A 23,266-nucleotide genomic window follows, 5' to 3' on the forward strand; every position below is an offset into this window, starting at 1 on the left:
GATGCGCCTGCTCATCGCCATTCTCTGTGGCGTCCTGTTCGGCGCCGGCATGATCGTCTCCGACATGGTCAACCCGGCCCGGGTGCTGGCCTTCCTGGACGTGACCGGCGACTGGGACCCCGCGCTGGCCTTTGTCATGGGCGGCGCCCTGATCCCGTCCGGCCTCGCCTATCTGGTCCACCGTCGCATGCACGCCCCGATGCTGGCAGAAGACTTCGCCATTCCGACCAGCCGCCGGATCGATCGCCCGCTGATCGGCGGGGCTGTCCTGTTCGGCGTCGGCTGGGGCCTCGTCGGCCTGTGCCCCGGGCCTGCCCTCGCTTCGCTGACGACCGGCGCCTGGCAGGGCGTGGTCTTCGTTGCCGCCATGCTCGCAGGCATGGCCCTGTTCCACTTCCTCCCGACCCTCGTGCCCACACTTCAAGGAGCCCCCCATGGCAGGCCGTAAACTGGACGACACCCTCAGCACCTCGCCCCAGGTGGCTCCCGAGGAGCTCGAGATCATCGCGGCGGCCGGCTTCCGTTCGGTCATCTCCAACCGGCCCGACGGCGAGGATCCGGGTCAGCCCACCGCGGCCGAGATGAAAGCTGCAGCCGACAAGCACGGACTGGCCTTCCGACACATCCCCGTCACCGGCGGCAACATCGGTCCGGACGACGTCGCGGCCATGGCCGAGGCGCTCGACACCCTGCCCGCTCCCATCTTCGGCTTCTGCCGCAGCGGCACCCGCACCGCCATGCTCTGGGCGCTGGCCCGCGCACCGCAGTCGGACCCGCACACCCTGATCAACGCCGCCCGCGAGGCCGGCTACGACCTTTCCGGCCTGCGCTCACGCCTCTAGGGCCGGCCCCTTCCAAGGACACCTTCTGTGGACCTTTCCCTGCTGCAGTACGGACTCGGCGCGGCCGCCGGGTCGCTGGTCGGCTTCTCGCTCGGCCTTGTCGGCGGCGGCGGATCGATCCTCGCCGTGCCGCTGATCGTCTATCTGGTCGGGGTCAAGGAGCCGCACCTGGCGATCGGGACCAGCGCGCTGGCGGTCGCCGCCAATGCCGCCGCCAATCTGGTCAACCATGCCCGCCACGGCACCGTGAAGTGGAAGATCGCCGGCCTGTTCGCCCTCGCCGGGGTCTTCGGTGCGTTGCTCGGCTCCTCGCTCGGCAAGGCCTTTGACGGCCAGAAGCTGCTGGCCCTCTTCGCCATCCTGATGGTGATCGTCGGTGTCCTCATGCTGCGCGGCCGCAAGGGCGAGGGCGATCCCGATGTCACCCTCACCCGGGGCAATGCGCCGAAGCTGCTCGGCACCGGCGCGGCCACCGGCATCCTGTCCGGCTTCTTCGGCATTGGCGGGGGTTTCCTGATCGTGCCCAGCCTGATGTACGCCACCCGCATGCCGATCTTTTACGCCGTCGGCTCATCGCTGGTCGGGGTCACCGCCTTCGGCCTGACGACGGCCGCCAACTATGCCCTGTCCGGCTGGGTCGACTGGCCGCTGGCCGGCGTCTTCCTGGCCGGCGGGATCGCCGGTGGCATGCTTGGCGCAGGGCTGGCCAAGACCCTCTCCAGCCACAAGGGCGCGCTCAACGCCGTTTTTGCGACCCTGATCTTCGTCGTCGCCGCCTATATGCTGTACCGCAGCGTCGGCGCGCTGGGGACCGGGGTCTAGCGCCCTATTCCCACTCGATTACTCGAAATCCCGCAACATATTGATCTTGCGGGTATTTTTTCGTCAATACCGACACCGGCGCCGACCAGAAGGACGAACAAATACTTAGGTGTTGATTTAGTTGGGAAATATAGGAGGTATAAAATGTGCGTGATGACGCTATCATTCGAGACCTATTTCGGCGGTCAGACCTCGTGAAGCTTGAATAGGGAATCGGCTTCTCTCGATCATCGAAGTATCCATACTATCGAAAAATATGCTCCGGTCGATCCTGGTTGGCGCATCATCGATGATCCGAATGGACGTCGCACATCCTCAAACGAGTGGGTGCTCCGCCTCCCCAAGGAGCGGCGCGCGTGACCAGTCGCTACAGCGCCAGGGCCTGGTTCAGGTCGTCATGCTCGAAAGCGCTGGCCATGCGGTTGATCTCCGCCGGCCGGGCGCCGGCGGCTCTGGCGACCTCGCGCCATGTCGCGGTGACGGTCGCCACCTCTTTGATGATCTCACGGGCCTGCGCCAACGTGAGGGCGAAATATTCCGCCGCGGCTTCGAGCAGGTCGAGCGAGCAGGTGCCTTCGTCGAGATCGATGTTGGTGGTCAGCACCCGCGCCTTAAGGTCGGTGGGGACCGGATTGAGGTCGTAGGCCGGCGCCAGCGACCAGCCGGCCTTGCCTAGCCACAGGAAGCCGTGGTTCCGGAGGTGATCGTCGACGTTCGAGATCAGCACATTGAACGCTACGCGCCGATAGAGGGCGTGAGCGTCCGTCTTGGCCTGGGCGCCGTGCCGTGTGAGCACATCGACGACCTCGGGATAGCTCCCGCGTTCACCGTCCCTGGCGCCCATCATCGCCATCGCCGATAGGAATGGGATGCGGACCGCGCCGTCACGGTCGAAGCGTCGCGACAGCAAGACCGGCTTTCCCGCGACATCGATCAGGCTGTACTCAGGCGTGACAAGACCGGCCAAGCCGGCCAGCCGCAGCGCGATCGCCTCCCAAGTCTCGACGCTGTAGTCATCCGTCTCCTTCGGGAACTTGGCGATGGCGAGACGACCGTGCTGGTCGATCACCGAGGCCTTCGGGCGCGCGCCGCCGAGCGAGGAGCCTGGGGCGAAGATGAGTTGGAGATCTTCGTCGGTCTCCTCGTCGCGGAGAATCCGCTCGGTGATCTGGAGCAGCCGTCCGAGCTCGATCAGGGCCGGCACCCCGGCACGGATCGGCGCCTGGAAGGCCTCCTCTCCGACCCAGCGGAACCGAAGGGCCCCGAGCCGCGTCTCGTCGGCGACGCCGAGCAGGTAGTCGCTTTCTGACAGGGTGCGCACGGCGCGGCCCTCGCGGGCGGCGAGCCGGCGTTCGGCCCGTTGCATCAGGCGGCGTCCCCAGGTGTCGGGCGCGGAATCGCCGATCGAGCCGAACGTCGCCGCCCCGGCGGGAGGCGCGAAGGCGCCGCGGGTGAGGGTCAGCGCCGGCTCCAGCGAAAACCGGTCCGCATCCTGGAGCCATGCCTCTTCGTATTCGAAAAGGATGGTCTCGGCGCCCCGCACACGGTTGCTCCGCGCCCGGCCGACCGGACGCACCCTGCCCTCCAGATCGATGTGCACTTCGAAGTCAGGCATCCCGGCCCGCCCCCCTCGGCCGCTTGAGGTGGACGTGACGGGGCAATTCCGCGCTGGCCAATGCCTGGCCGACGCTGTCGTTGGCGATGTCGGCGACCTGACCCAGGCCATCCAGCAGGCCAAGCGCCTGCAGCACGGCGGCATAGATGCCGATGCTGACGCCGGTGTCGCCGGCCTCCACCTTCTGCAGGGTCGAGCGCGAAGTGAAGGCGCGCTCGGCCACGACCGCCATCGGCAAACGGCGGCGGCGGCGGGCGTCGTGGATATCCGCGCCGAGCTTGCGCAGGGCGCGCCGAACGGCGGCTGGAGGCTGATGGGGCGTCGGCATTTGCGATCTTCACGCTACATATTGCGCCAATATGTAGCACGAAGATTACATATTTCTAGATGGCTCGGCAGTTGCGAAGCGAGCCGAGTGCCGCCAGTCGCCGGCTTTGTGCAGAAGGCACCGTGCGGGTCGATCATCCACGTCGATCACGGATAGCGACGATGCCTACGCCTGTCATGACGGCCCGATGCCCAGACGCGCCACACCTTGCGGGCGACGCGCCCAGATTAGCGGTGATTGCTGACGAGATGGACCTTCCCGCGCATCGAGGGTGAGCAGCCTTGTAGCGGGTCACTGTCAAACTCGCCCCGCACTCACCTTCAACGATCACCGGTTGCCCAACGCGATCTCCGGTGTCATCGTTGGAATTGGTGCTGGCGGTACATAGCGGGGGCGTCAATGCTTGCTTGGATCATGGCCGGCCTAATGGTCGGGCCGCTACTGTATATCCTAGTGACTCTGTTCACACCGCGCCTAGCCGGCGTGGAGGACTATCAATTTGGCGCTCGGCGACTGAACCCAGCGGACGTCGTCGATAGTTCTATAATGTACGGCCTACAGGTCGCAGCGATCGCCCTCTTCGCAACTTGGGGGTATATCTACGGGCTCGCAGCTCTTATCGTACCGATATTTTGGATAGCCGGATATTTCCTGTTCAGCTGGGCGCTTTCTGACACCTTCCTTCAGCGTTTCGCAGCGGACACAGCCTTTAGGACACTGCACGGCTTCCTCGCGGATCACAACAAAGCTCGCTCCGTCTGCATCACCGCTGCTCTGATGACACTAGTGGGCCTAGCCGGTCCGGCGATGTTCGAGGCTTTCACTGTCGGGCGGTCGATCGCCGCAAGTGTACCGTCCTGGAGTCCAGCATCTGGGGCAGGACTTGCGCTCGCCTTCCTGTTCGTAAGCCTCGTTTACATGATCCGTAGCGGCTTTCCAGGAGTCGTTCGACTGGATCAACTGCAAATGACTATCGGGTACGGGGGCTTTTGCGCGGCGTTTTCGGGGGCCCTAATTCTCTTCCTTGAGCGTGTTGGCGCCGGGTTTGCGCTTTGGGTTAGTTTGTCAGGCCTACTGGCGGCGTCCGTGATCGCCATCCTAAAGGTCAGGTATGATCTTGAAGTTAGGCGATATCTGAAGGATTTCGATCCGAAGACAGGGCCCCGCACCACTGCCGATTTTCTAGGGATCACATCCATCCTTGTCGGTATTATTTCCTTCGGCCTCTCCGCCGCCGCGTCATATAGGGCGTTGGGTTCGGCCCCTCTGTCGCCAGATCTAATCACCTTCGCCTCAAGTCAGTTCTCCTTCGGGTTCACCTTGCTAGCAACGGTTAGCTTGTTCATCGCGAATGCCCTGTATCAGTTCGTCGACGTCACCCAATGGCAGAGATTGCTATCGCTTGCAGTCGACAATTCCGATTTGAAAGCTGCCGCAAAAATTTTGCGAGGGAACGTGATTACCGGCGGTGTGTGTAGCGGTATGACTTGGGTAATAGCTGTTCTTTTCGGGGTTTTCCTTGGCCAGCTACTACCTGGATCGGATGCATATAGCCTACTTTCAAGCTTTCTGAAGATGGTTGGCACGTTGCCTTCCGCGCACGCAGGCATACTCGCCTTCGTGTTTGTCGCCGCCCTTGTCGGGATAATGTTTTCGACATTGGATTCGCTGGTAGCGGCAACATCGTTCACTATACAGCAAGACATCCTTGGGGGATTCGGGGGCCAGCACGCGCTCCTCGTTGCCCGATTTGTGACGGTTATTGTAGTTGCTATTCAGCTCGCCTTCTATTTGGCAATATCCGCCTTAGCGAACGATCGCGTGGATGCAGTGCTCTACATCTGTTGGTCCTTCCAACTCGCAATGGTGCCGATCGTCGTTGGGCTCGTGATTGGCCGAGGGGGCGCTCACATTGCCCGGACTCTGGCAATGATTGTCGGCTGCCTTGGTGCGCTCACCCCGCTCGCCATTGGGTCAGCAGAAGCCGCCTACGAACTTAGTCCGTGGCTGGCAGTGGGAACCTCAAGCCTCGTCTATCTAGCCCTTGGCGGCTGGCGCCGGCGTCCTGCCTTGACGGACACAGCGGCGGGAGCAGCGCTATGAGCTTGCCTCCGCAAACATCACTTACGCATCAGAGTCAGATTGCGTCGACCGACGAAGCCTTCGGTGAAATCCTCCACTTTCTTTTTGGGCCGAACTCCATCCTGACTACCATCCATCTGGCGATACTTGTTTCGGGACTGGTGTTCGCGATCTGGGTTTATCGCATCAATCCCCAGAACCTGAGGTCGGACTTTCCATGCCGAGAGTTCGCGACCGCCATCGTCGCCTCCGTCAAGGAGTCCGTCAGCGCATTCCTCACGATGTTCCTGATCGGGGGGGCAATGTTCTATATTGCTGTCGCGCTTGATGGGGACGAGCTTCCGTCTAAGATGGTCCAACTGTTGACTTATGCGCCGATTATCGTGCTGGCCCTCAGTCAGTTCCGAGCCCTTTTCAAGGGGGTTCAGACCATCAAACATCATACGGGCCTTTGACATGCCTCCCTGCGGCTATCGACCCCCAGCCATCTCTGGCATCGACGCTTTTCTGCGCGACAACCTGCAGTATTTCGTCGACCTTTACCGACCCAGGGGTTTGACCCCGAAGCAAGCCATAGAAGTTGAGATGGCCGAAATCTCGCGCATCCGGTCTGGCGATCGTGGTGGCGTTTGGTCGGCGTCTGTGGTCGAGACCAATAGGGTCTTCTACGAACAGCTTTCCCACTTAGAACCCACGGGTTGGGACGAAGTGCTTTTGTTCGGCCGACGGCTCGTCGACGAAGCGGCCCGAGATCTTCGATCTCTAACCCAGACCCCGAGCACCGAGGAGTTCGCCACGCAGGCCCTCGCCGTGGGCGAATAGTTGCGGGTTCCGCTCACTGCATGTGCATCCGTGAGGCTCGTGGTAGGAAGGCGGCGGCGGGTTCCGGAACGATAGCGGTCGATCTTGAGCCAGGGGACGCTTCGGCGTCGGCGGCGATCGGCTGTGAAACGCCGGGCTTCCGTACAGAAGTTCCAGGCCCGCCCCCTCCCCCGTCAGACCGGATCGATCAGACCCGTGCGGACCGCCAGCGCGACCGCTTCGATCCGGGTGCGGACGCGCAGCTTGGCGCAGGCTTTTTCGAGGTAGCTGTCGACCGTTCGCGGAGATAGCCCAAGAATGGCGCCGATGTCGGAGGAGCTTTTGCCGCGGCTGACCCAGGCCAGGCATTCGGCCTCGCGCTGGCTGAGCGCCAAGGGTTCTTTAGGGTTCGGGATGGGTTCCAGACGCATGGAGCATAACCTCATGGTTGCGCCCCACTCCCCGTAAATCGCGTCGGTTTTGCAAGCAACGTCAGAGTCTTGCGGGCTATCCGCGACTTTCTTGCGGCCTTGGATTGGGACATCCGTTCGTGTGGGCGGCATCGCTTGCGGCCGGTCCCGCCGGCGCCTAAACGGTCCCGGTCGGGCGCCGTGAGATAGGCGCGGGGCTGGAGCCGGGGTTCGCCAATGGCGGAGGCGGCGCTCCGCGGCGAAGTAGCGGGCCTCTCGATCGCAGAGGATTCCAACGCCCGACCCCTCCGCCTTGCGTGTTGATTCCATTTGATTCATGGTCGTCGAGTCGGCGTTCGCGCCGATAGGGGCTTGGAATCCCCTGTGCGATATCAAAACCCAACGACCCGCGCCCGCGCGGTCGTCGCTTGTCCAGCGGCCGAGCCCGTGCGTCGCGCGGCACTGATCGGCTGAGCTGTCGCGCCTGCGGATTCCGGCCTCGCCCTTGTGGCCGGAGGAGCGTGGTGAGCAACGCCAAGGAGCTGGAGGCGGGGGCAGCGGACAGGCTGGACAGCCTGTTTCGCCGCTATGCGGCCTGGCTCGACGGGCGTCTGCGGAGTCGGCTCGGGCCGGACGAGGCGGCCGACATGGTCCAGGAGACCTATCTGCGGATCGCTCCCTATGACGGCGAGAGCATCCGCCACCCCAAGGCGTTCCTGCTGCGGGTCGCGCTGAACCTCGTGCGGGACGACCGTCGCCGGCAGGCGCGCCGCGCCAGGGTCCTCGACGAGCAACCGGCGGCCGAAGGCGAGGCCGCCTCGCAGCTCGACCAGGTCCTGCTCAAGCAGATCGTCCTGACGATGCCGCCGCTCTACCGCGACATCTTCGTGTTGAACCGCTTTGGCGGTATGACTTACCCGGAGATCGCCCGCGCGCGAGGGATCAGCGTCAAGACCGTCGAGTGGCGGATGTCGAAGGCGCTCGAACATTGCGCGTCGCGGCTGGACGTTTAGGCGGGACATGATGACGGTCGACGAGGACGCCGACATCCGACGCAAGGAGACCGCTTCCTGGTTCGCACGCCTGAACCAGCGCAAGGTCTCGGCCGCCGATATCAAGGCCTTCAGCGCCTGGCGGCGCGTTCCCGGGAACGCCGAGGCCTACGACCGCATGCAGCCGGTGTGGGAGGCGACCGAGACCCTGGCCGACGATCCGGAGATCGCCGCCCTGACCAGACAGGCCAGGGACGCCGCTTCTGCGCCCGCCCGCGCGCGGGCGCTGTTCTCGGACGTCCTCAAGCCGCTGGGCGCGGCCGGCGCCCTGGTCGCCGTCCTGGTCGTCGGCCTGGGGGTCTGGAGCCTGTCCCGACCAACCTCGTACGACACCGCGATCGGCGAGCAGCGCACGGTGCGGCTCGACGACGGCTCGCGGATCACGCTCGACACCGCTTCGAAGGTCGAGGTGCGCCTCGGCCGCGACCGGCGATCGGTCGCGCTGGTCGAGGGCCAGGCCCTCTTCGACGTCGAGGGCGACGCGGACCGGCCGTTCGTGGTCACCGCCGGCGACACCCGGGTGACGGCGCTGGGAACGCGCTTCGACGTACGCCGTGTCGGCTCAGGCGCCCGGGTCGTCCTCATCGAGGGTCGCGTCGCCGTGCGGGACGGACAAGGGTCCGACCGCGCCTGGTCGCTGGCGCCGGGACAGCAGGTCCTGACCGCCGCGCCGCGCCCGGCGGTCGCCGCCGTCGACGTGCCGACCGCGACCAGCTGGGCCAGCGGCCGCCTGACTTTCCGGGAGACGCCGATCGGCGAGGCCGTCGCCGAGGTAAACCGCTACAGTCCGCGCCCGATCGAACTGGAGGCGACCGAGTTCGCGGCCATTCGGGTGAGCGGCGTCTTCAACACCGGCGACGTCGACGGCTTCGTGGCTGCCCTGACCGATCTCTATCCTCTGCGGGCGACCCGCTCGGCGGACGGGACCATCGTCCTCTCGGACAGCGCCGCAAAATAAATCGCATACGGACTTAGGGGGCCTCGCGCGCCCGGTCGTCTCTTCCCCATCCCGCATGACGACGGGTAGAAAACAGGGGGAAGACCATGCGTAACGGTTTCAGTTCATCCGCGCTGGCCGCGTTGCTTTTGGCCTCGGCGCCGCCCGCCTTCGCACAGGCCGCCCAGGAGGCCGCGCGGCGCTACGAGATCGCGCCCGGCCCGTTGGACCAGGCTTTGCCCGCCTTCGCCCGGCAGAGCGGTCTGCAGATCCTCTACCCCGCCGCCCTCGTCGCCGGGCGCCGGTCTCCTGGGCTGAACGGGACCCACACCCCCGAAGCGGCCCTGGCCGCGGTGCTGAAGGACTCGGGCCTCGCCTGGCGCCGCAGCCGGCCGAACGTCTTCGTCGTCTACGACCCGGCCGCGCGGGCCGAGGCCGGCGCGCCGGAGCCCGAGCCCACCACGCTGGACGAGGTGGTGGTGACCGGCAGCCTGATCCGGGGGGTGGCCGACGGCCCCTCCCCGGTCGTCATGGTCACGCGCGAGGACATTGATCGCAGCGGCTACGCGACCGTGGCCCAGGCGCTCGCGGCCCTGCCGCAAAATTTCGGCGGCACGGCCAACGAAGGCGCGCTACAGAACGGCGCCGACCGCAGCGCCACCAACGGCACCTTCGCCTCGGGCGTCAATCTGCGGGGCCTGGGCAGCGACGCCACCCTGGTGCTGATCAACGGCCGCCGCATGGCCGGCACCGGGGCCATGGGCGACTTCGCCGACGTCTCGACCCTGCCGACCAGCGCCATCAAGCGCATCGACGTGCTGCTGGACGGGGCCTCGGCCCTGTACGGCGCCGACGCGGTCGGCGGGGTCGTCAACATCATCCTGCGCGACGACTACGAGGGCGCCGAGACCCGGGTCCGGCTCGGCCAGACCGCCGACGGGGCCAGCGACGAATACCAGTTCGGCCAGACCTTCGGCCGGCGCTGGTCATCCGGCGGCCTGCTGGGAACCTACGAATTCTACGAGCGCGGCGCCCTGCCCGTGTCGGAACGGCGCCTGGCCGGGGACGCGGACCTACGATGGCGCGGCGGCTCGGACCGGCGGCTCAACTACGCCAGCCCCGGCAACATCGTCGTCTTCGATCCCGTCAGCGGCGGCTACGTCTCGGCCTACGCCATCCCCGCCGGCCAGGACGGGACGGACCTGGAGCCCGGCGACTTCCTCGCCGGCCAGACCAATCTGAGCAACCAGCGGCTCGGCATGAACGTCCTGCCGCGGCAAACCCGGCACAGCCTGTTCGCGGCGCTGCGGCAGGACCTGGGATCGCGGGTCGTGCTCACCGCCGACGCCCGCTACGGCCTGCGCGAGTACGAAACTGTCTCGACGCCGCTGGCCATCCTGCTGACGGTCAACGGCGGCAATCCCTGGTTCGTGTCTCCGACGGGGGCGAGTTCGCACACCATCGCCTATTCCTTCGAGAACGACCTGCCGAACCCCGAGATCACCGGCGAGGCGGAGAGCTTCGGCGCCTCGGTCGGGGTCAAGGTTGACCTCTTCGACGACTGGCGGCTTGACGCCTACATCGCCTACGCCTCGGAGGCGGGCGAGAACCGCACCCGCGGCACGCTGAACTCGACCTTCCTGCGCGAGGCCCTGGGCGCCGTGGCCGACAACCCCGCCACCCCGTTCAGCGCCGCGCGCGACGGCTATTTCAACCCGTTCGGCGACGGCGGCGGCAGCCCGGCGGCGGTGCTCGACTTCATCAGCTCTGGCCGCACCGCGACCCTGAGCGAAACCGGCGTCGCCTCGGCCAACCTGCAGGTCGACGGGACCGTGCTCACCCTGCCCGGCGGCCCGCTCCGGCTCGCCGCCGGGCTCTCCTTTCGCGAGGAGACCTTCTGGCGCCGCAACGACAGCTTCACCTCGGGGGTGACGCCCACCACCGGCGTCCCCACGGACTCGAGCCGGCGGGTGGCAGCCGTATTCGGCGAGCTGCGCATCCCGCTGTTCGGGGCCGACAACCGCCGGCCCGGCTTCGAGCGGCTCGAGCTTTCGATGGCGGCCCGGTTCGAGGACTATGAGGACATCGGCCAGACGACCAGTCCCAAGATCGGCGTCGTCTGGGGCCCGACCGGAGAGCTGACCCTGCGCGCCAACTACGGCGCCTCCTACCGGGCGCCGGCCCTGCGCGAGCTCAACGACGCGGCGCGGGCCAGCCCGACCTTCCTGCCGCGCGGCTCGCAGCAGGTCCTGTCGATGATCCTCTACGGCGGCAACCCGGACCTGGAGCCGGAACAGGCCGACACCTGGACCCTGGGGGCGGAGTACCGGCCCGCCTCCGTCGACGGCCTGCGTCTCAGCGCCAACTGGTTCCGCACCGACTTCGACAACCGCATCGGCCAGCCGACCTTCGAGAACATCCTCATCGCCCTGACCGACCCCGCCCTGTCGCCGTTCGTGCGGCTGGTCGATCCACTCAACAACGCCGATGACCGGGCCGCCCTCCAGGCCATCCTCGACCTGCCGACCACCGGCTTCGCCGACGCCTTTCCGGCGACCTCCTACGGGGCGATCGTCGACGCCCGCTACGTCAACACCGCCCGCGTCGAGGTCGAGGGGGTGGACGTCAGCGCCGGCTACGATTTCGAGGTCGGGGCCAACGCCTTCGACCTGAACCTGGCCTTCTCCTATCTCGGCCGGTTCGACAGCCAGGCCACGCCCAAGTCGGCGGCCGTCTCCCTGCGCAACCGCCCCAACTATCCGGTCGGGCTGCGCGGCCGGGGCACGCTGGCCTGGTCGCGCGGCGACTGGGGCCTGTCCTCCTCGGTCAACTATGTCGATGGCTACGAAGACCTGGCCGGCGCCCGGATCGACCCCTGGGCCACCCTCGACCTGCAAGTCCGCTATGAGCCGCAGTCCGGCCCGCTGCAGGGCACGACCATCGCCCTCAACGTCCAGAACGCCTTCGACCGCGACCCGCCCTTCTACAACGCCCCCGAGGGCATCGGTTACGACGCGGCCAACACCAACGTCATCGGCCGCTTCATCTCGCTGCAGCTGACCCGGGCCTGGTGATGCGCCGGATAGTGGGTTGCGGCCTGGCCGTCGCGCTGCTGGCGACGGCCGGACCGGTCATGGGCCAGGCGCCGGCGCCGGTCATCCTCGAGGCCCTGCTGGACCAGGAGAGCCTCGGGTCGGTGCGGATCAGCCCGAACGGGCGCTGGATCGTGGTCGAGCGCCGGGCCGCCTGGTCGGCGGCGGCCACCTACCGCTTCGGGCTGATGACCCCGCATCTGCTCAGCGGGCTGGAGGTGCATACGCCGGCCGGCGACCTGGTGCGCCGACTGGAGGACCCGGGCCACGCCAACGGCTACGTCTCCGGGCCCTTCTCGCCCAGCGGCGAGCTGATGCTGGTCGTCCGCCTGCGCGAGACCGCCCGCACCCTGGGGGTCATGACCCTGGCCACCGGCGAGGTGCGCTGGCTGCCGCTGACCCCGGAGTTCACCGAGTTGGGCCGCACCGTCGCCTGGCGTTCGGAGACGCAGCTGGTGGCCATCGCCCGTCCGGACGGCGACCTGCCGCTGGTGTATCGCCTCGGCGCCCAGACCGAGGCGCGCAAGACGGGGCTGTGGCGGGCCTTCGCCGCCGGCCACGCACCGTCCGCCGTGGTCATTCCCAGCGGCCCGGCCCGCGACAGCCGCGAACGGTCGACCGCGCCGCGGCTGGTCCTCTACGACCTCGCCGGCGGCGAGGAGCGGGTGCTGGCGCGCGGCGAGCTGTTCGACCTGGAGCTCTCGCCGGACGGCGGCGCCGTCGCGGCCCTGCTCAACGCCGAGGACCTGCAGGCGGGCGGAGAGACGCCGGTCGATGTCGGCACGCCGAGCCGGCGGCGACGCCTGCTGCTCATCGATCTCGACCGGGGCGCGGCCGTCGAGCCCCTGCCCGATCAGGACTTCCTCTCGCACCTGCTGTCCTGGTCGCCGGATTCCCGCCGGCTGATCGCCTTCGCCCGCGACGCCGGGTCCCTCTGGGGCGAGGGCCGCTTCTGGATCCTCGATCGCCGCGGGTCGGCCGAACCCCTCCGGCTGGGCGAGGCCCGCCCCTGGCTCGACGCCGAGGTCGGCCGGATCCCCATCGCCCGCGCTGGCTGGAGCGCGGGGCGGCCGGTGGCGCAGGTCCGCACCGCCGCGGGCCGCAGGGTCTGGCTTCGCGCCGCCCCCGGGTCCGTCTCGGTCCCGGTCCTCGAGCCGCGCGAGACCCTGGTCGAGGTCGCCGGACGCACCTGGATCGAGCGCGCCGCCGGCCTGCACTCCTTCGTCGCCGACCCGACCCTGCCCGTCCTGCCGGGCCGGCTGTGGGACCGCGAACGGGCGGCGGACGGCGGCAGCCGGCAGGGCTGGAACCCGGACGGCGTCCAGCGGGGCCGGCGCGGCCTGGTCGGTCCGGACGGCTGCGTGACCCGGCCGGCGGTTCCCGCGGCGCCGAGCTGCCCCGCGCCGCTGTCGGCCGACGAAACCCTGGTCGCCGTCAGCCCGACGCGGGACTTTCTGATCGCCCAGCGGCGAACCCCGGGCGGATCGACCGCCCTGCGCCTGCACGCGCTGGACGGCGCGCGCGAGTTGGCCACCGTCAACGCCGCCTTCGACGCCCTGGCCTGGGGGACGATCACGCCCATCGCCCATACGGGCCCCGAGGGCCAGGCCCTGACCAGCTGGCTGCTGCTGCCGCCCGGCGCCGCGCCGGGCGACAGGCTTCCGGTGGTCGTGATCGTCTATCCCGGCGCGGCCTACGCCGCCGCCCCGGCCTGGCTGCGCCCCGGCGGCGAGCGTCTGCACATCAATCCGTCGGTGCTGGCCGCCGCCGGCTACGCCGTCCTCGTGCCGAGCCTGCCCAAGCCCGCCGGCGCCGGTCCCAGGTTGGACGACCTGGCCGACCGGATCGGGGCGATCGTCGACGCCGCCGCCCTCCAGGCCCCCATCGACCCGACCCGGGTCGGCCTCGTCGGTCACAGCTACGGCGGCTACGGGGTGCTGCTGGCCGCCTCCCAGAGCGACCGGTTCCGGGCGGTGGCGGCGGCGGCCGGCTACGCCGACCTGTCGCGAGTCTACGCCCTGCCGCCCCACTTCCTGGTCTCGCCCGACGATGGCGTGCCGATCAACGCCCTGGTCGGCTGGGCCGAGACCGGCCAGGGCGCGATCGGGGCCTCGCTGCCCGACCAGCCCCAGGCCTATGTCGCGGGCAGCCCGCTATACCTCGCCAGCAGGATCCGCACGCCGACGCTGCTCATCGAGGGCGACCTCGATCCCGCCGGCGCCGACGTGCTGTTCGGCGTCCTCTACCGGCTCGGCCGGGAGGCGGCGCTGGTCACCTACGCCGGCGAGGGTCATGTCTTCGTCAGCCCGGCCAACCTGCGTGACCTGCACGCCCGCATCCTGGATTGGCTCGATCGCCATGTGCGCCCGGCGGATGTCGGCGATCCGCGCCTGCCAGCGCCGGGCCCAGACCTCCAGCACGGCGCCGACCAGTAGCCGGTTGTAGCCGGGGCTCCAGATCAGGCGCGCCTCCGTCAGTTCGGCCTCGAGCGCCTTGCGGTCCAGCAGGCCGTGGGCGGCCTGAAGCCCGTCGAGCAGCAGCGGCGTCAGGGTCGGCAGGCTGGCGCGCGTCACCTGGCCGTAGAAATGGCTGAGGTCGCCCTTGCTGCGGCGCTCGACGATCATCGGCGGCAGGCGCGTGGCGAAGGCCTGCCGGGCCAGGCCCCGGTCCCGCACCCCGGCGATCAGCCGGTCGGCCGGAATGGCCAGGCAGTGCTCGGCCACCGGCTGGCTGAGGAAGGGGTGCAAGAGGTCGCCCGCGCGGGCGCGCAGGCAGTCGCCCCAGAACAGCTGGGCGTTGACGAACTGCCGCAGTTGCCCGGCCTTGGCCGGCGGCAGGTCGTCGACCTCCTCCAGCCACGGATGGCGGCGCGTCCCGGCGTCGGCCCGCTCGCCCGACGGGCCGCCGAGGGCGTAGCCAAGCACCGTCCAGGCCGAGTGCCGGGTCCAGCGCGCCACGGCGGCGATGAAGGCCGGCGACACCCCGGCCAGGCCCTCCCGGCGGCGGCGGTCGACGACTACGGCGGGGTTGGGCGCCTGGAAGAACACCGCGTCGCCGCCCTGGCCGGTGAGCAATCCGGTCGCCCGCCCTCGGCGCATCCGCCCGGACACCTCGATGTCGTAGGCCACATCGACGCCCGGCCCGGCAGAAGTCCGTGGGCCGCCAGACGGCCGCGGTCTCCGCCGCCTCGCCGATGACGCTGACCGCGCCCGGATTGACGGCGGTCAGGCCGCGCAGGGCCAGCCGGTCGCCGAGCAGTTCCGGCGTCCTGGCGATCTCGCCGAGCACCGGCCAGTCGATGGCGAGGTCGGCCGGCAGCAGGGCGTCGACCAGGCGCGGCGGCTCGCGGGCGGCGATCACCGCCCCGCCATGGCGCCACCAGACGCAGTCCAGGGCGCCGCTGGGATCACGCAGCAGGGCGAGGCGTCCCTCGTCGTCCCGCCAGACCAGGATGTATCGGCCCCAACCCGAGGCGACGGCGCCCCGGGCCAGGTCGGCCGGGCCGGCGCTGCGCGAGATCACCGTCGACAGGAAGCCATCGGTCCCCCGCCAGTCGCCGATCAGGAGGTGCTGGCGGCCGACCTGGCGGACGGCGTAGCGGGCCCGCGGCGCGAGCAGGACTTGGATTTCCTCGATCGGACCAAACGACCGCCAGCCCTCCCGCTCGAGGGCGGCCAGGACCCGGTCGAGCGCGCGTCGGTCGTCCTCGCCGGTGCGCCGCCGGTCGATCACCAGATAGCCGTTGTCGGCGGGACCGGGGACCTTCATCGGCAGTAGATCGGCGTATAGGCCCAGAGCCGCTCGACATCGTCGTTGAGACAGACGTCGCCGGCCTGGACCCAGCAATGGGCGTTGAACGGCCAGAGGCGCACGCCGAACACCCAGTCGGCGGCCAGACCGCGGCGGCGCAGGAAGGCGATCAGCATGGCCGACCGCGGCAGGCATTCGCCTTCGACCGGGAGCCAGGGGCTGATCTTCCAGAACAGCCGCGCCGCCGCCAGCACCGCGTCGGGATCACGCGACAGGTCGCTCCGGGCCTCGGCGAGAGCCAGATAGGGGGCGATCCCCTGCCCCGCCCGCGCCCGACGGATATCGGCGACGACGCCGGCGGCGGCGAGCAGCGCCCGCGGTCCCGCCGGCTCGGCCAGGGGCTCATGGATGATCGATCTTGCGGCCGACGGCGGCGGCGTCCGGGTCGCGGGCGGCGGCTCGGCCGCCAGCAGCCCGGCCTCGCCCAGCGCCTCGGCCATCGGCCCGGGCGCGATCCCGCCTGCGGCGGTCAGGGCCGCCGCGCCGCCGGGCAGGCAAAGGTAGGCGTCGCCGGCGATGTCGAGCACCGCCAGGTCGGCCCCGATGGCGACGGCGTGGACGTCCGGTTTGAGGTGGCGGGTCATCGGCGAGGGTCCGGCCGGGAGGCGGTGGGCGCCGGCCGCAGCCGGCGCCCTGGCCTTCAGCCCTGCTGCCAGAGCCGCACCGGGATCAGCTCGAAATCGCCGGTGGGCGAGTCGGCGCGGGTGGCCTGCTCGGCCGAGCCCAGCCGGACGACGTCGGCGCGGACGCCGGTCGGCTCATAGAGACGGACCGGGATCAGCTCCATGTCGCCGGTGTGGGAATCGGCGCGGGTGTTGCGCCGGGCGGAGCCGAGCCCGATGAGGCGCGGCGTGGTCTGGGTGTTCATGATGGAACCTCCTTGCACGGGACGGGATGCCCGCCCGCGCAGTCGGCGCGCGCATGAGCCTATTTTCAAACTATATTCGCTCTATACTTTGACCCGACCGCCTCATGACTGCGAACACCGCCGGCGCGGCCAGCCGCCGACCGTCATGATAGGCGTCGACCTCGGCCCGCAATTCGGCGACACGGCCCGTCGCCAGCAGCCGCTCTTGCCGGGTGATCTGTTCGATGTCGGCGGGCCGAACCTCCCTCTCGAACGCCCGGATAGGGCGGAGCTGAAGCATGACCCGGCGGTGGGCGCGGGTCAGGATGTCGACGCCGGCGGCGGCCGCGATCGTCGCATAGAGGATTTCGAGGCGCAGATCGGGCGGCGACGGCGCCTCCGCAGGGCGCGAGGCAGCCGCCGGCGCGACGTCCAGCGCCCAGTGGGTCAGGCGGCGGTGCAATTCGTAGAGATCGGCGATGTCGGACGCCGTCGGGCTTGGCGCAAAATATCCGCGGCCCGGCCGATGCTCGATGACCCCTTCCCCGGCCAGCCGGGCCAGCGCTTCGCGCACCGGCGTGGGGCTGAGGCGCAGTTCCTCGGCCAGGGCGGTGGCGACGAGCGGTTCGCCCCAGCCGAAGCGGCCCGCCGCGGCGAAACCTGCCAGGGCGTTGAGGGCGCTGTGGTAGGGATCGCGATCCTTCATCCCGCCCGCTCCCGGCCGCGGGGCATGAGGGCGGGAGGACGCGACTGTCGCGCCGGACCTGGCCCGCGGCGGGTCGGGCCCCGAGGGAATGCGGTATAGGACGCCGTTACGCAAGCTTTCGCGATGTATCCGCAGGTTCTTTGCGTCATGCCGCAAGGTTTTCGACACCGTTTCTTTGCCATCTTTCATTTGAGGCTCCGGCGCCGCATTTTTCAACCAGTAGGGGTGCGAGAACGGTAGTCTCGGCGGCCCCAGCCGGCAGGAGTGAAGTCGAGGTCATGGAGCGCGCCGACCGCCAATCCCAGAGCGAAACCCTGTCCGCGGCCCTGCGCCTGATCCGCGCCCATCGCCGGATGAAGTCGGCCGACGTGGCGCGCGGGATGAACATGGCGCTGCGGTCCTACGAGCACTTCGAAGCCGGCGGCGGCCGCATCAATCTCGAGCGGGTGCATCGCTTCGCCGAGGTCACCGACAGCGACCCGCACGCCATCATGGCCGCCCTGGCGCTGGGCTCGCCGGCCTTCGCCCTGCGCTGCGCCGACAACAAGCTGATGACCATCTTCACCGTCGCCGTCCAGGAGTTCGACGAGGAGGTCGGCGACGCCATCACCGAGCTCGACGCCCGGACCATCATCAACACCTTCACCAAGGCCCTGAAGGAACTGGCGGTGCAGTCGGTGCGCCGCGACAGCGCCGCCGACGCCTGGCTCGAGCAACGGCTGCGCCGCCTGGTGTCGCCGGCGAACGGTGACGGGGATGGCCCCACCGGTGACGGCACACCGTGGACGGCCGACGGGCTCATTACGGACTGGCGGCGGAGCGGCCGCGTCCGGTTTGCTTCGGCCCGATGGCACAGTACGCGTACAGTAACCGCCAGGAGTCCCCCGGCGACCTCGATAGTCTCTCCGAACGACAGCGCGATTGCCTGCGGCTGGCCGCCCGGGGCCTCACCTCGGCGGGGATCGGCGAACACCTCGGCCTGTCTCCCCGCACCGTCGACGAACATCTGATGCTGGCCTGCCGGACGCTCGGCGTGCGCACCAGGGTCCAGGCGGTGGCCCGGCTGGCGCTCGAGGCGCGCGCCGCGCCGGAGGCCCGAAGCTTCCTACCGTAGATTCCCCACGGGCCGCTGGCGGGTCGCGCGAGCGGGTCGGGATCGGTTTGCTGAACGCCAGACATGGAGTTCGCCTTGCTGGACCTCGGCCTCATCCTCAGCCTCGCCCAGGCCTGCGCGCCGCAGGTGGCGCCGCAGACCCTCGCCGCCGTCGCCTATGCGGAGAGCCGGTTCGACCCGCTCGCCATCGGCGTCAATCGGGGACCGCGGCCGGCCCGCCGACCCCGCGATCCGGCCGAGGCGGCCCGGGCGGCGCGCGCCCTCATCGCCCGCGGCGCCAACCTCGACCTCGGCCTCGCCCAGATCAACAGCGCCAATCTCGGCTGGCTCGGGCTGTCGGTCGAGGACGCCTTCGACCCCTGCCGCAACCTGACCGCCGCCGGGCGGGTGCTGCAGGCGGGATATCGTCCCGCCTCGGCCAGCCCCGCCGACCGCCAGGTCGCGCTCCGGGCGGCGCTGTCCCGCTACAACACCGGCCATCCCGAGCGCGGCCTGCGCAACGGCTATGTGGCCCGCGTCGAACGCGCCGCCGTCCGTCTCGCCCTCGCGGCGCCCGGTCCCTCGCCGGAGCCGCCGCCCGCACCGCCCCTCCCTGAGCCGCCTCCGCCGCCGGCCTGGGACGTGTTCGCCCGCGCCCGGCTCAATCCGACCGTCGTCTTCGCCCCGGTCCCGTCCGAACCCTGGAGAGTCCTCCCATGACCGTCCGCGTCTCCCGCGCGCGCCGCGCCGGCGCCGCCGGCGCCATCGCCCTCGCCAGCCTCGCGATCGTCTCCGAGCCGGCCTTCGCCCAGGCCAATGTCGAGGGCCTGCTGCAGAACGTCGTCGACATGCTGACCGGCAACACCGCCCGCCTGCTGGCGGTGCTGGCGGTGGTGGTGGTCGGCATCCTGTGGATGTTCGGCCTGTTCGACCTGCGCCGCGCGGCCATCGTCATCCTCGGCATCATCGTCGTCTTCGGCGCCGCCGAGATCGTCAACCTGATCACCGGGGGCGGCTGATGACCGCCCTGACCTGGCTCCTCGTCACCGCCGCCGTCCTGCTGGGCGCCCTGAGCCTGATGCTGGCCCTGCGGCTGATCTCCCCGCAGCGCTTCGCCCAGGCCGTCGCCGCCGGCGCGCTCGGCCTGGCGGCCTGGACGCTGCCCCTGCTGCTGGACGCCGCCCATGACTGAGGAGCGTCTGATCGAGGACCCGCTGTTCCTGGCCTGCACCCGACCGGCCATGGTGCTGGGCGTGCCGATGGAGGCGATGGGCGTCAACGTCATCGTCTCGGGGCTGGTGTTCCTGGTCGGCGGCAGCCTGCTCTACCTGCTGGTCGCCCCCGTCCTCCACCTGGTCTTCCGCGCCATCTGCAAGGTCGACCACAACGCCTTCCGGCTGCTGCTGGTCTTCGTCGACACCAAGGGGCGGGCCCGCAACGGCGGCCTGTGGGGCGGCTCCTCGCCCACGCCCCTGCCCCTGGTCCGCCGCTACCGCATCGGGGAGCTGGCCCGTGGCTGAGGCGAGCGTCTCCCCGGCCCGGCTGCGGCGCGAGGCGGACGTCCGCGCCAACCTGCCGTTCGCGCGCCATGTCGACGACCAGGTGGTGGCGCTGGACAGCGGCGCCCTGATGCTGAGCTTCCAGCTCGCCGGGGCCGCCTTCGAGACGGCGGACGCGCGCGATCTGAACGACTGGCACGTCAAGCTGAACCAGACCTGGCGCAACCTCGCCGACGACCGCCTGGCGGTGTGGCATCACATCGTCCGGCGCGAGGTGGCGGCCGAGCCGGCGACCGGCTTCCGCTCCGCCTTCGCCCGCGACCTGAACGCCGCCTACGAGGCCCGGCTCGCCGGCCGGCGGATGTTCGTCAACGAGCTGTTCGTCACCCTGGTCCTGCACCCGGGCCGGGCGAGCAGCGAGCGCGCCGCGGCGATGATGGGGCGGCTGAAGGCGGCCCGGCGCGGCGGCCTCGAGATCGAGGCCGAGGCGGTCAAGCGGCTGCACGAGGCCGGCCGGGACCTGGCCCAATACCTCGCCCGCTACGCGCCCCGGCCGCTCGGCCTCTATGCGCGCGGCGGCCTGTGGTTCTCCGAACCGATGGAGGCCATGCGGCTGGTCCTCACCGGCCGTCCGGGTCGCGTGCCCATCGTCCGCGGCCACCTGGGCTCGGCCCTCTATACGGTGCGGGCGATCTTCGGCCGCGAGAGCCTGGAGCTGCGCGACGTCGGCGACGCCCGCTACGCCGGCGTCCTGGCGGTCAAGGAGTATCCGGCCTCGACCCGCCCGGGCCTGTGGGACGCCCTGCTCAGCGCGCCCTTCCCGTTCGTGATCAGCCAGTCCTTCGCCTTCCTATCCAAGGCCTCGGCCCGGGCGGTGATGGAGCGCAAGCAGAACCAGATGGTCTCGGCGCGCGACCGGGCCGCCTCGCAGATCGCCGGCCTCTCCGACGCGCTGGACGACCTGGTCAGCAACCGCTTCGTGATGGGCGAGCACCAGGCCTCGGTGCTGGTCTACGGGGCCGCGCCCGGGGACCTGGCCGATCACCTCTCGAAGGCCCGCGCCCTCCTGGCCGATTCCGGCCTGGTGGTGGCGCGCGAGGACCTCGGCCTGGAAGCGGCCTTCTGGGCGCAGTTCCCGGGAGCGTTCGCCCGACGCACCCGGCCGGCGGCCATCACCTCGCGCAACTTCGCCGCCCTGGCCCCGTTCCACGCCCATCCGGTCGGCCAGGCCCGCGGCAATCACTGGGGCCCGGCGGTCGCCCTGCTGCGCACCACGGCCGGCTCGCCGTTCTGGTTCAACTTCCACGTCGGGGACCTCGGCCACACCTTCATCTGCGGCCCCTCGGGTTCGGGCAAGACGGTGGTGCAGAGCTTCATGCTCGCCCAGCTCGAGCGGCTCGGCGCCCAGCAGCTGTTCGTCGACAAGGACCGCGGCGCCGAGCTCTTCGTACGCGCCTGCGGCGGGACCTATCTGACCCTGCGCAACGGCGAGCCGACCGGTTTCGCGCCGTTCAAGGCCCTGCCGCCCAGCCCCGGCAATCGCGCCTTCCTGGTCGGGCTGGTGCGGGCCCTGGTGGCCCACGACGGCGAGCCCCTGACCGTCATCCAGGCCCGCGCCATCGACGCCGGCGTGGCGGCGCTCGAAGCCCTGCCGCGCGAGCGCCGCTCGCTGACCGCCCTGCGCAGCGTGCTCGGTCAGGCCGACGGCGGCGGGATCGGGGCGCGGCTGGAGCGCTGGACCCGGGAGGGCCCGCTCGGCTGGGTGCTCGACAACGAGGACGACGCCCTGTCGCTGGACACCCGCTTCGCCGGCTTCGACCTGACCCAGGTGCTCGACCACGCCGAAATCCGCACCCCGGTGATGCTCTATCTGTTCCACCGCATCGCCGAGCGGGTCGACGGCCGCCGGCTGGTGCTGGACATCGACGAGTTCTGGAAGGCGCTCGGTGATCCGGCCTTCACCGACCTGGCCCAGGACGGGCTGAAGACCTGGCGCAAGCAGAACGCCCTGATGGTGTTCGGCACCCAGTCGCCGGCCGATGCCCTGCGCTCGCCGATCGCCCACGCCATCCTCGAACAGTGCGCCACCAAGATCTTCCTGCCCAACCCGCACGGCCAGGCGCGCGACTACGTCGAGGGCTTCGGCCTGACCGGCGAAGAGTTCCGGTTGATCCGCGATGTCCTGACCCCGGAGTCGCATCGCTTCCTGGTCAAGCAGGGCCACGACAGCGTCGTGGTCGAGCTCGACCTGACAGGCCTCGACGACGAGTTGGCCATCCTCTCGGGCCGCAGCGAGACCGTGGCCCTGCTCGACCGCCTGCGCGCCGAACACGGCGACGACTACGCGCGCTGGCGCGACCCCTTCCATGCCCAAAGGAGGTTTCCATGAAGACCCGACTGCTCGGCGCCGCCGGCGCCGCCCTGATCGTTCTGGCCGGCGTCCCGGCCCAGGCCCAGGAGATCGTCTATGACCCGATGGCCTACGCCCGAATGATCGAGGACGCGCGCACCGCCCTGGAACAGCTGGAGGCCCTCAAGGCCCAGATCGAACAGGGCGAGAAGCTGTACGACAGCCTCAACGACCTGTCGGACGTCAACGCCCTGGCCGGCAGGCTGGGCTTGCCGGAGGTCCGCAACCCCCTGCCGGACATGACCGCCCTGCGGGCCGCCGCCGACGGCGACCTGTCGGCGCTCGGCGCCCTGGCCGGGCGGGCCGAGGCCATCCGCCGCGAGACCCGGCTCTACACGCCGCCGGCCGGCGAAGCCGGCCCGGCCGAGGCCTACTACCGCGACAGTCTCGAGCGCTCGGGCCTGCGCACGGCCCGCGACCTCGCGGTCGGCGAAGCGATCGGCCAGGCCGCCGACGCCCGGCTCGAGGGCCTGGAGACCCTGCGCCGGGCGCTGGATGAGGCCCCCAACGCCCGGGCGGTGATGGACCTCGACGCCCGCCTGGCCGCCGAACAGGCGTTGATCCAGAACGAACAGGTGCGGCTGCAGGGCCTGGCCCTGATGCAGGCCGCCGAGGCGCGCCTGGAGGAGCAACGGGCCCGCGAACGGGCCGAGGCGGCCCGGGCGGCGCGGATGAGCGTCTACGAGCGGGCCTTCAAGTGAGAGCCCTCCCGCTCGCCGTCCTGCTCCTGGGCGCCTGCTCGCCCGCCCCGCGCACGGCCGACGCCTTCGCCGCCGACCCGGTCGCCGCCCGCGCGACCGTGGCCGCCTGCGACGCCGGCGAGCGCCGCGGCGACTGCGCGGCGGCGCGGGCGGGCCTCGCCGAAGCCCGCCGCCGCGAGCGCATGGCCGCCTACCGGCGGGCCTTCTGAAGGAGGCGGC

General features: G+C 70.0%; 24 protein-coding genes and 1 pseudogene. 18 read left to right on the forward strand and 7 right to left on the reverse strand.

Annotated features, from left to right (window positions below; all coding sequences use genetic code 11):
• Position 1 precedes the first annotated feature (1 nt).
• From J7346_RS07735 to J7346_RS07745, 3 genes are read left to right on the forward strand one after another with little or no spacing between them, the layout of a single operon-like run.
• Positions 2-448 (forward strand): DUF6691 family protein, encoded by a 447-nt coding sequence (locus J7346_RS07735; protein ID WP_209119333.1) that lies wholly within the window; start codon positions 2-4, stop codon positions 446-448.
• Complete coding sequence (locus J7346_RS07740) at positions 435-842, forward strand: TIGR01244 family sulfur transferase (protein ID WP_209119334.1); 408 nt, start codon at positions 435-437, stop codon at positions 840-842. The genes J7346_RS07735 and J7346_RS07740 overlap by 14 nt, the downstream gene beginning before the upstream one ends.
• Before the next feature lie 27 nt (positions 843-869).
• On the forward strand, positions 870-1,664 hold the full coding sequence (locus J7346_RS07745; RefSeq protein WP_209119335.1) for a sulfite exporter TauE/SafE family protein: 795 nt from the start codon (positions 870-872) through the stop codon (positions 1,662-1,664).
• Positions 1,665-2,031: 367 nt separating this feature from the next.
• Here J7346_RS07745 and J7346_RS07750 read toward each other — a convergent pair whose 3' ends face one another.
• Complete coding sequence (locus tag J7346_RS07750) at positions 2,032-3,279, reverse strand: HipA domain-containing protein (protein WP_209119336.1); 1,248 nt, start codon at positions 3,277-3,279, stop codon at positions 2,032-2,034.
• On the reverse strand, positions 3,272-3,607 hold the full coding sequence (locus J7346_RS07755; protein ID WP_209119337.1) for a helix-turn-helix transcriptional regulator: 336 nt from the start codon (positions 3,605-3,607) through the stop codon (positions 3,272-3,274). The genes J7346_RS07750 and J7346_RS07755 overlap by 8 nt, the downstream gene beginning before the upstream one ends.
• A 399-nt stretch (positions 3,608-4,006) precedes the next feature.
• On the opposite strand from J7346_RS07755, the gene J7346_RS07760 reads away from it, so the two are divergent.
• Both J7346_RS07760 and J7346_RS07765 read left to right on the forward strand, forming a co-directional pair.
• Positions 4,007-5,710, forward strand: coding sequence for a hypothetical protein (locus J7346_RS07760; protein WP_209119338.1), 1,704 nt, complete (start codon positions 4,007-4,009; stop codon positions 5,708-5,710).
• Complete coding sequence (locus J7346_RS07765; protein ID WP_209119339.1) at positions 5,707-6,144, forward strand: hypothetical protein; 438 nt, start codon at positions 5,707-5,709, stop codon at positions 6,142-6,144. The genes J7346_RS07760 and J7346_RS07765 overlap by 4 nt, the downstream gene beginning before the upstream one ends.
• Before the next feature lie 540 nt (positions 6,145-6,684).
• Here the strand turns inward: J7346_RS07765 and J7346_RS07770 are convergent.
• On the reverse strand, positions 6,685-6,921 hold the full coding sequence (locus J7346_RS07770) for a helix-turn-helix transcriptional regulator (protein ID WP_209119340.1): 237 nt from the start codon (positions 6,919-6,921) through the stop codon (positions 6,685-6,687).
• A 503-nt stretch (positions 6,922-7,424) separates the two neighbouring features.
• Between J7346_RS07770 and J7346_RS07775 the strand changes: the two genes are divergently transcribed.
• The 4 genes from J7346_RS07775 (at position 7,425) to J7346_RS07790 (ending at position 14,416) form a co-directional block, all read left to right on the forward strand.
• The gene (locus J7346_RS07775) at positions 7,425-7,913 is read left to right on the forward strand and encodes an RNA polymerase sigma factor (protein WP_209119341.1); all 489 of its coding nucleotides are present in this window, start codon (positions 7,425-7,427) and stop codon (positions 7,911-7,913) included.
• Between the two features lie 7 nt (positions 7,914-7,920).
• Positions 7,921-8,910 carry a FecR domain-containing protein gene (locus tag J7346_RS07780; RefSeq protein ID WP_245157726.1) on the forward strand — a complete coding sequence of 330 codons (990 nt, stop codon included), beginning with the start codon at positions 7,921-7,923 and terminating at the stop codon, positions 8,908-8,910.
• Between the two features lie 86 nt (positions 8,911-8,996).
• Positions 8,997-11,963 carry a TonB-dependent receptor gene (locus J7346_RS07785; protein WP_209119342.1) on the forward strand — a complete coding sequence of 989 codons (2,967 nt, stop codon included), beginning with the start codon at positions 8,997-8,999 and terminating at the stop codon, positions 11,961-11,963.
• Positions 11,963-14,416 (forward strand): prolyl oligopeptidase family serine peptidase, encoded by a 2,454-nt coding sequence (locus J7346_RS07790; protein WP_209119343.1) that lies wholly within the window; start codon positions 11,963-11,965, stop codon positions 14,414-14,416. Before J7346_RS07785 ends, J7346_RS07790 begins: the two co-directional genes overlap by 1 nt.
• Positions 14,417-14,446: 30 nt before the next feature.
• Here the strand turns inward: J7346_RS07790 and J7346_RS14995 are convergent.
• From J7346_RS14995 to J7346_RS07805, 4 genes and pseudogenes are all read right to left on the reverse strand, one after another.
• Positions 14,447-15,079: pseudogene (locus J7346_RS14995) on the reverse strand (asparagine synthase-related protein); the annotation flags it as partial.
• A 666-nt stretch (positions 15,080-15,745) separates the two neighbouring features.
• Positions 15,746-16,375, reverse strand: coding sequence for a lasso peptide biosynthesis B2 protein (locus J7346_RS07795; RefSeq protein WP_209119344.1), 630 nt, complete (start codon positions 16,373-16,375; stop codon positions 15,746-15,748).
• Between the two features lie 56 nt (positions 16,376-16,431).
• Positions 16,432-16,659 (reverse strand): hypothetical protein, encoded by a 228-nt coding sequence (locus J7346_RS07800; RefSeq protein ID WP_209119345.1) that lies wholly within the window; start codon positions 16,657-16,659, stop codon positions 16,432-16,434.
• A 70-nt stretch (positions 16,660-16,729) separates the two neighbouring features.
• Positions 16,730-17,533: a GntR family transcriptional regulator gene (locus J7346_RS07805; protein WP_209119346.1), complete on the reverse strand. Its 804-nt coding sequence runs from the start codon at positions 17,531-17,533 to the stop codon at positions 16,730-16,732.
• Between the two features lie 89 nt (positions 17,534-17,622).
• On the opposite strand from J7346_RS07805, the gene J7346_RS15000 reads away from it, so the two are divergent.
• The 9 genes from J7346_RS15000 to J7346_RS07850 all read left to right on the forward strand — a co-directional run bounded on the left by J7346_RS15000 (position 17,623) and on the right by J7346_RS07850 (position 23,256).
• Entirely contained in the window at positions 17,623-18,354 is a 732-nt protein-coding gene (locus J7346_RS15000) for a helix-turn-helix transcriptional regulator (RefSeq protein WP_245157742.1), read from the forward strand.
• Positions 18,276-18,458, forward strand: coding sequence for a helix-turn-helix transcriptional regulator (locus J7346_RS07815; protein ID WP_245157734.1), 183 nt, complete (start codon positions 18,276-18,278; stop codon positions 18,456-18,458). Before J7346_RS15000 ends, J7346_RS07815 begins: the two co-directional genes overlap by 79 nt.
• Positions 18,459-18,521: 63 nt before the next feature.
• On the forward strand, positions 18,522-19,157 hold the full coding sequence (locus J7346_RS07820) for a lytic transglycosylase domain-containing protein (protein WP_209119349.1): 636 nt from the start codon (positions 18,522-18,524) through the stop codon (positions 19,155-19,157).
• Complete coding sequence (locus J7346_RS07825) at positions 19,154-19,456, forward strand: TrbC/VirB2 family protein (RefSeq protein ID WP_209119350.1); 303 nt, start codon at positions 19,154-19,156, stop codon at positions 19,454-19,456. Before J7346_RS07820 ends, J7346_RS07825 begins: the two co-directional genes overlap by 4 nt.
• Positions 19,456-19,629 (forward strand): hypothetical protein, encoded by a 174-nt coding sequence (locus J7346_RS07830; RefSeq protein WP_209119351.1) that lies wholly within the window; start codon positions 19,456-19,458, stop codon positions 19,627-19,629. The genes J7346_RS07825 and J7346_RS07830 overlap by 1 nt, the downstream gene beginning before the upstream one ends.
• Entirely contained in the window at positions 19,622-19,957 is a 336-nt protein-coding gene (locus J7346_RS07835) for a type IV secretion system protein VirB3 (protein ID WP_209119352.1), read from the forward strand. Before J7346_RS07830 ends, J7346_RS07835 begins: the two co-directional genes overlap by 8 nt.
• Positions 19,950-22,325 carry a VirB4 family type IV secretion/conjugal transfer ATPase gene (locus tag J7346_RS07840; RefSeq protein WP_209119353.1) on the forward strand — a complete coding sequence of 792 codons (2,376 nt, stop codon included), beginning with the start codon at positions 19,950-19,952 and terminating at the stop codon, positions 22,323-22,325. Before J7346_RS07835 ends, J7346_RS07840 begins: the two co-directional genes overlap by 8 nt.
• Positions 22,322-23,047 carry a type IV secretion system protein gene (locus tag J7346_RS07845; RefSeq protein WP_209119354.1) on the forward strand — a complete coding sequence of 242 codons (726 nt, stop codon included), beginning with the start codon at positions 22,322-22,324 and terminating at the stop codon, positions 23,045-23,047. Before J7346_RS07840 ends, J7346_RS07845 begins: the two co-directional genes overlap by 4 nt.
• A complete protein-coding gene (locus J7346_RS07850; protein ID WP_209119355.1) occupies positions 23,044-23,256 on the forward strand; it encodes a hypothetical protein in 213 nt (70 codons plus the stop codon). The genes J7346_RS07845 and J7346_RS07850 overlap by 4 nt, the downstream gene beginning before the upstream one ends.
• Positions 23,257-23,266: the final 10 nt, after the last annotated feature.

The organism is Brevundimonas sp. A19_0, from assembly GCF_017744255.1.
Lineage (GTDB): Bacteria > Pseudomonadota > Alphaproteobacteria > Caulobacterales > Caulobacteraceae > Brevundimonas.

Excerpts from the sequence above, each read along its gene's own strand:
- J7346_RS07735 (WP_209119333.1), top strand. The coding sequence starts at position 2 with ATGCGCCTGCTCATCGCCATTCTCTGTGGCGTCCTGTTCGGCGCCGGC.
- J7346_RS07740 (WP_209119334.1), top strand. The coding sequence starts at position 435 with ATGGCAGGCCGTAAACTGGACGACACCCTCAGCACCTCGCCCCAGGTG.
- J7346_RS07750 (WP_209119336.1), bottom strand. The coding sequence starts at position 3,279 with ATGCCTGACTTCGAAGTGCACATCGATCTGGAGGGCAGGGTGCGTCCG.
- J7346_RS07755 (WP_209119337.1), bottom strand. The coding sequence starts at position 3,607 with ATGCCGACGCCCCATCAGCCTCCAGCCGCCGTTCGGCGCGCCCTGCGC.
- J7346_RS07760 (WP_209119338.1), top strand. The coding sequence starts at position 4,007 with ATGCTTGCTTGGATCATGGCCGGCCTAATGGTCGGGCCGCTACTGTAT.
- J7346_RS07765 (WP_209119339.1), top strand. The coding sequence starts at position 5,707 with ATGAGCTTGCCTCCGCAAACATCACTTACGCATCAGAGTCAGATTGCG.
- J7346_RS07770 (WP_209119340.1), bottom strand. The coding sequence starts at position 6,921 with ATGCGTCTGGAACCCATCCCGAACCCTAAAGAACCCTTGGCGCTCAGC.
- J7346_RS07780 (WP_245157726.1), top strand. The coding sequence starts at position 7,921 with ATGATGACGGTCGACGAGGACGCCGACATCCGACGCAAGGAGACCGCT.
- J7346_RS07785 (WP_209119342.1), top strand. The coding sequence starts at position 8,997 with ATGCGTAACGGTTTCAGTTCATCCGCGCTGGCCGCGTTGCTTTTGGCC.
- J7346_RS07790 (WP_209119343.1), top strand. The coding sequence starts at position 11,963 with ATGCGCCGGATAGTGGGTTGCGGCCTGGCCGTCGCGCTGCTGGCGACG.
- J7346_RS07795 (WP_209119344.1), bottom strand. The coding sequence starts at position 16,375 with ATGACCCGCCACCTCAAACCGGACGTCCACGCCGTCGCCATCGGGGCC.
- J7346_RS07800 (WP_209119345.1), bottom strand. The coding sequence starts at position 16,659 with ATGAACACCCAGACCACGCCGCGCCTCATCGGGCTCGGCTCCGCCCGG.
- J7346_RS07805 (WP_209119346.1), bottom strand. The coding sequence starts at position 17,533 with ATGAAAGATGGCAAAGAAACGGTGTCGAAAACCTTGCGGCATGACGCA.
- J7346_RS15000 (WP_245157742.1), top strand. The coding sequence starts at position 17,623 with ATGGAGCGCGCCGACCGCCAATCCCAGAGCGAAACCCTGTCCGCGGCC.
- J7346_RS07820 (WP_209119349.1), top strand. The coding sequence starts at position 18,522 with ATGGAGTTCGCCTTGCTGGACCTCGGCCTCATCCTCAGCCTCGCCCAG.
- J7346_RS07825 (WP_209119350.1), top strand. The coding sequence starts at position 19,154 with ATGACCGTCCGCGTCTCCCGCGCGCGCCGCGCCGGCGCCGCCGGCGCC.
- J7346_RS07830 (WP_209119351.1), top strand. The coding sequence starts at position 19,456 with ATGACCGCCCTGACCTGGCTCCTCGTCACCGCCGCCGTCCTGCTGGGC.
- J7346_RS07835 (WP_209119352.1), top strand. The coding sequence starts at position 19,622 with ATGACTGAGGAGCGTCTGATCGAGGACCCGCTGTTCCTGGCCTGCACC.
- J7346_RS07845 (WP_209119354.1), top strand. The coding sequence starts at position 22,322 with ATGAAGACCCGACTGCTCGGCGCCGCCGGCGCCGCCCTGATCGTTCTG.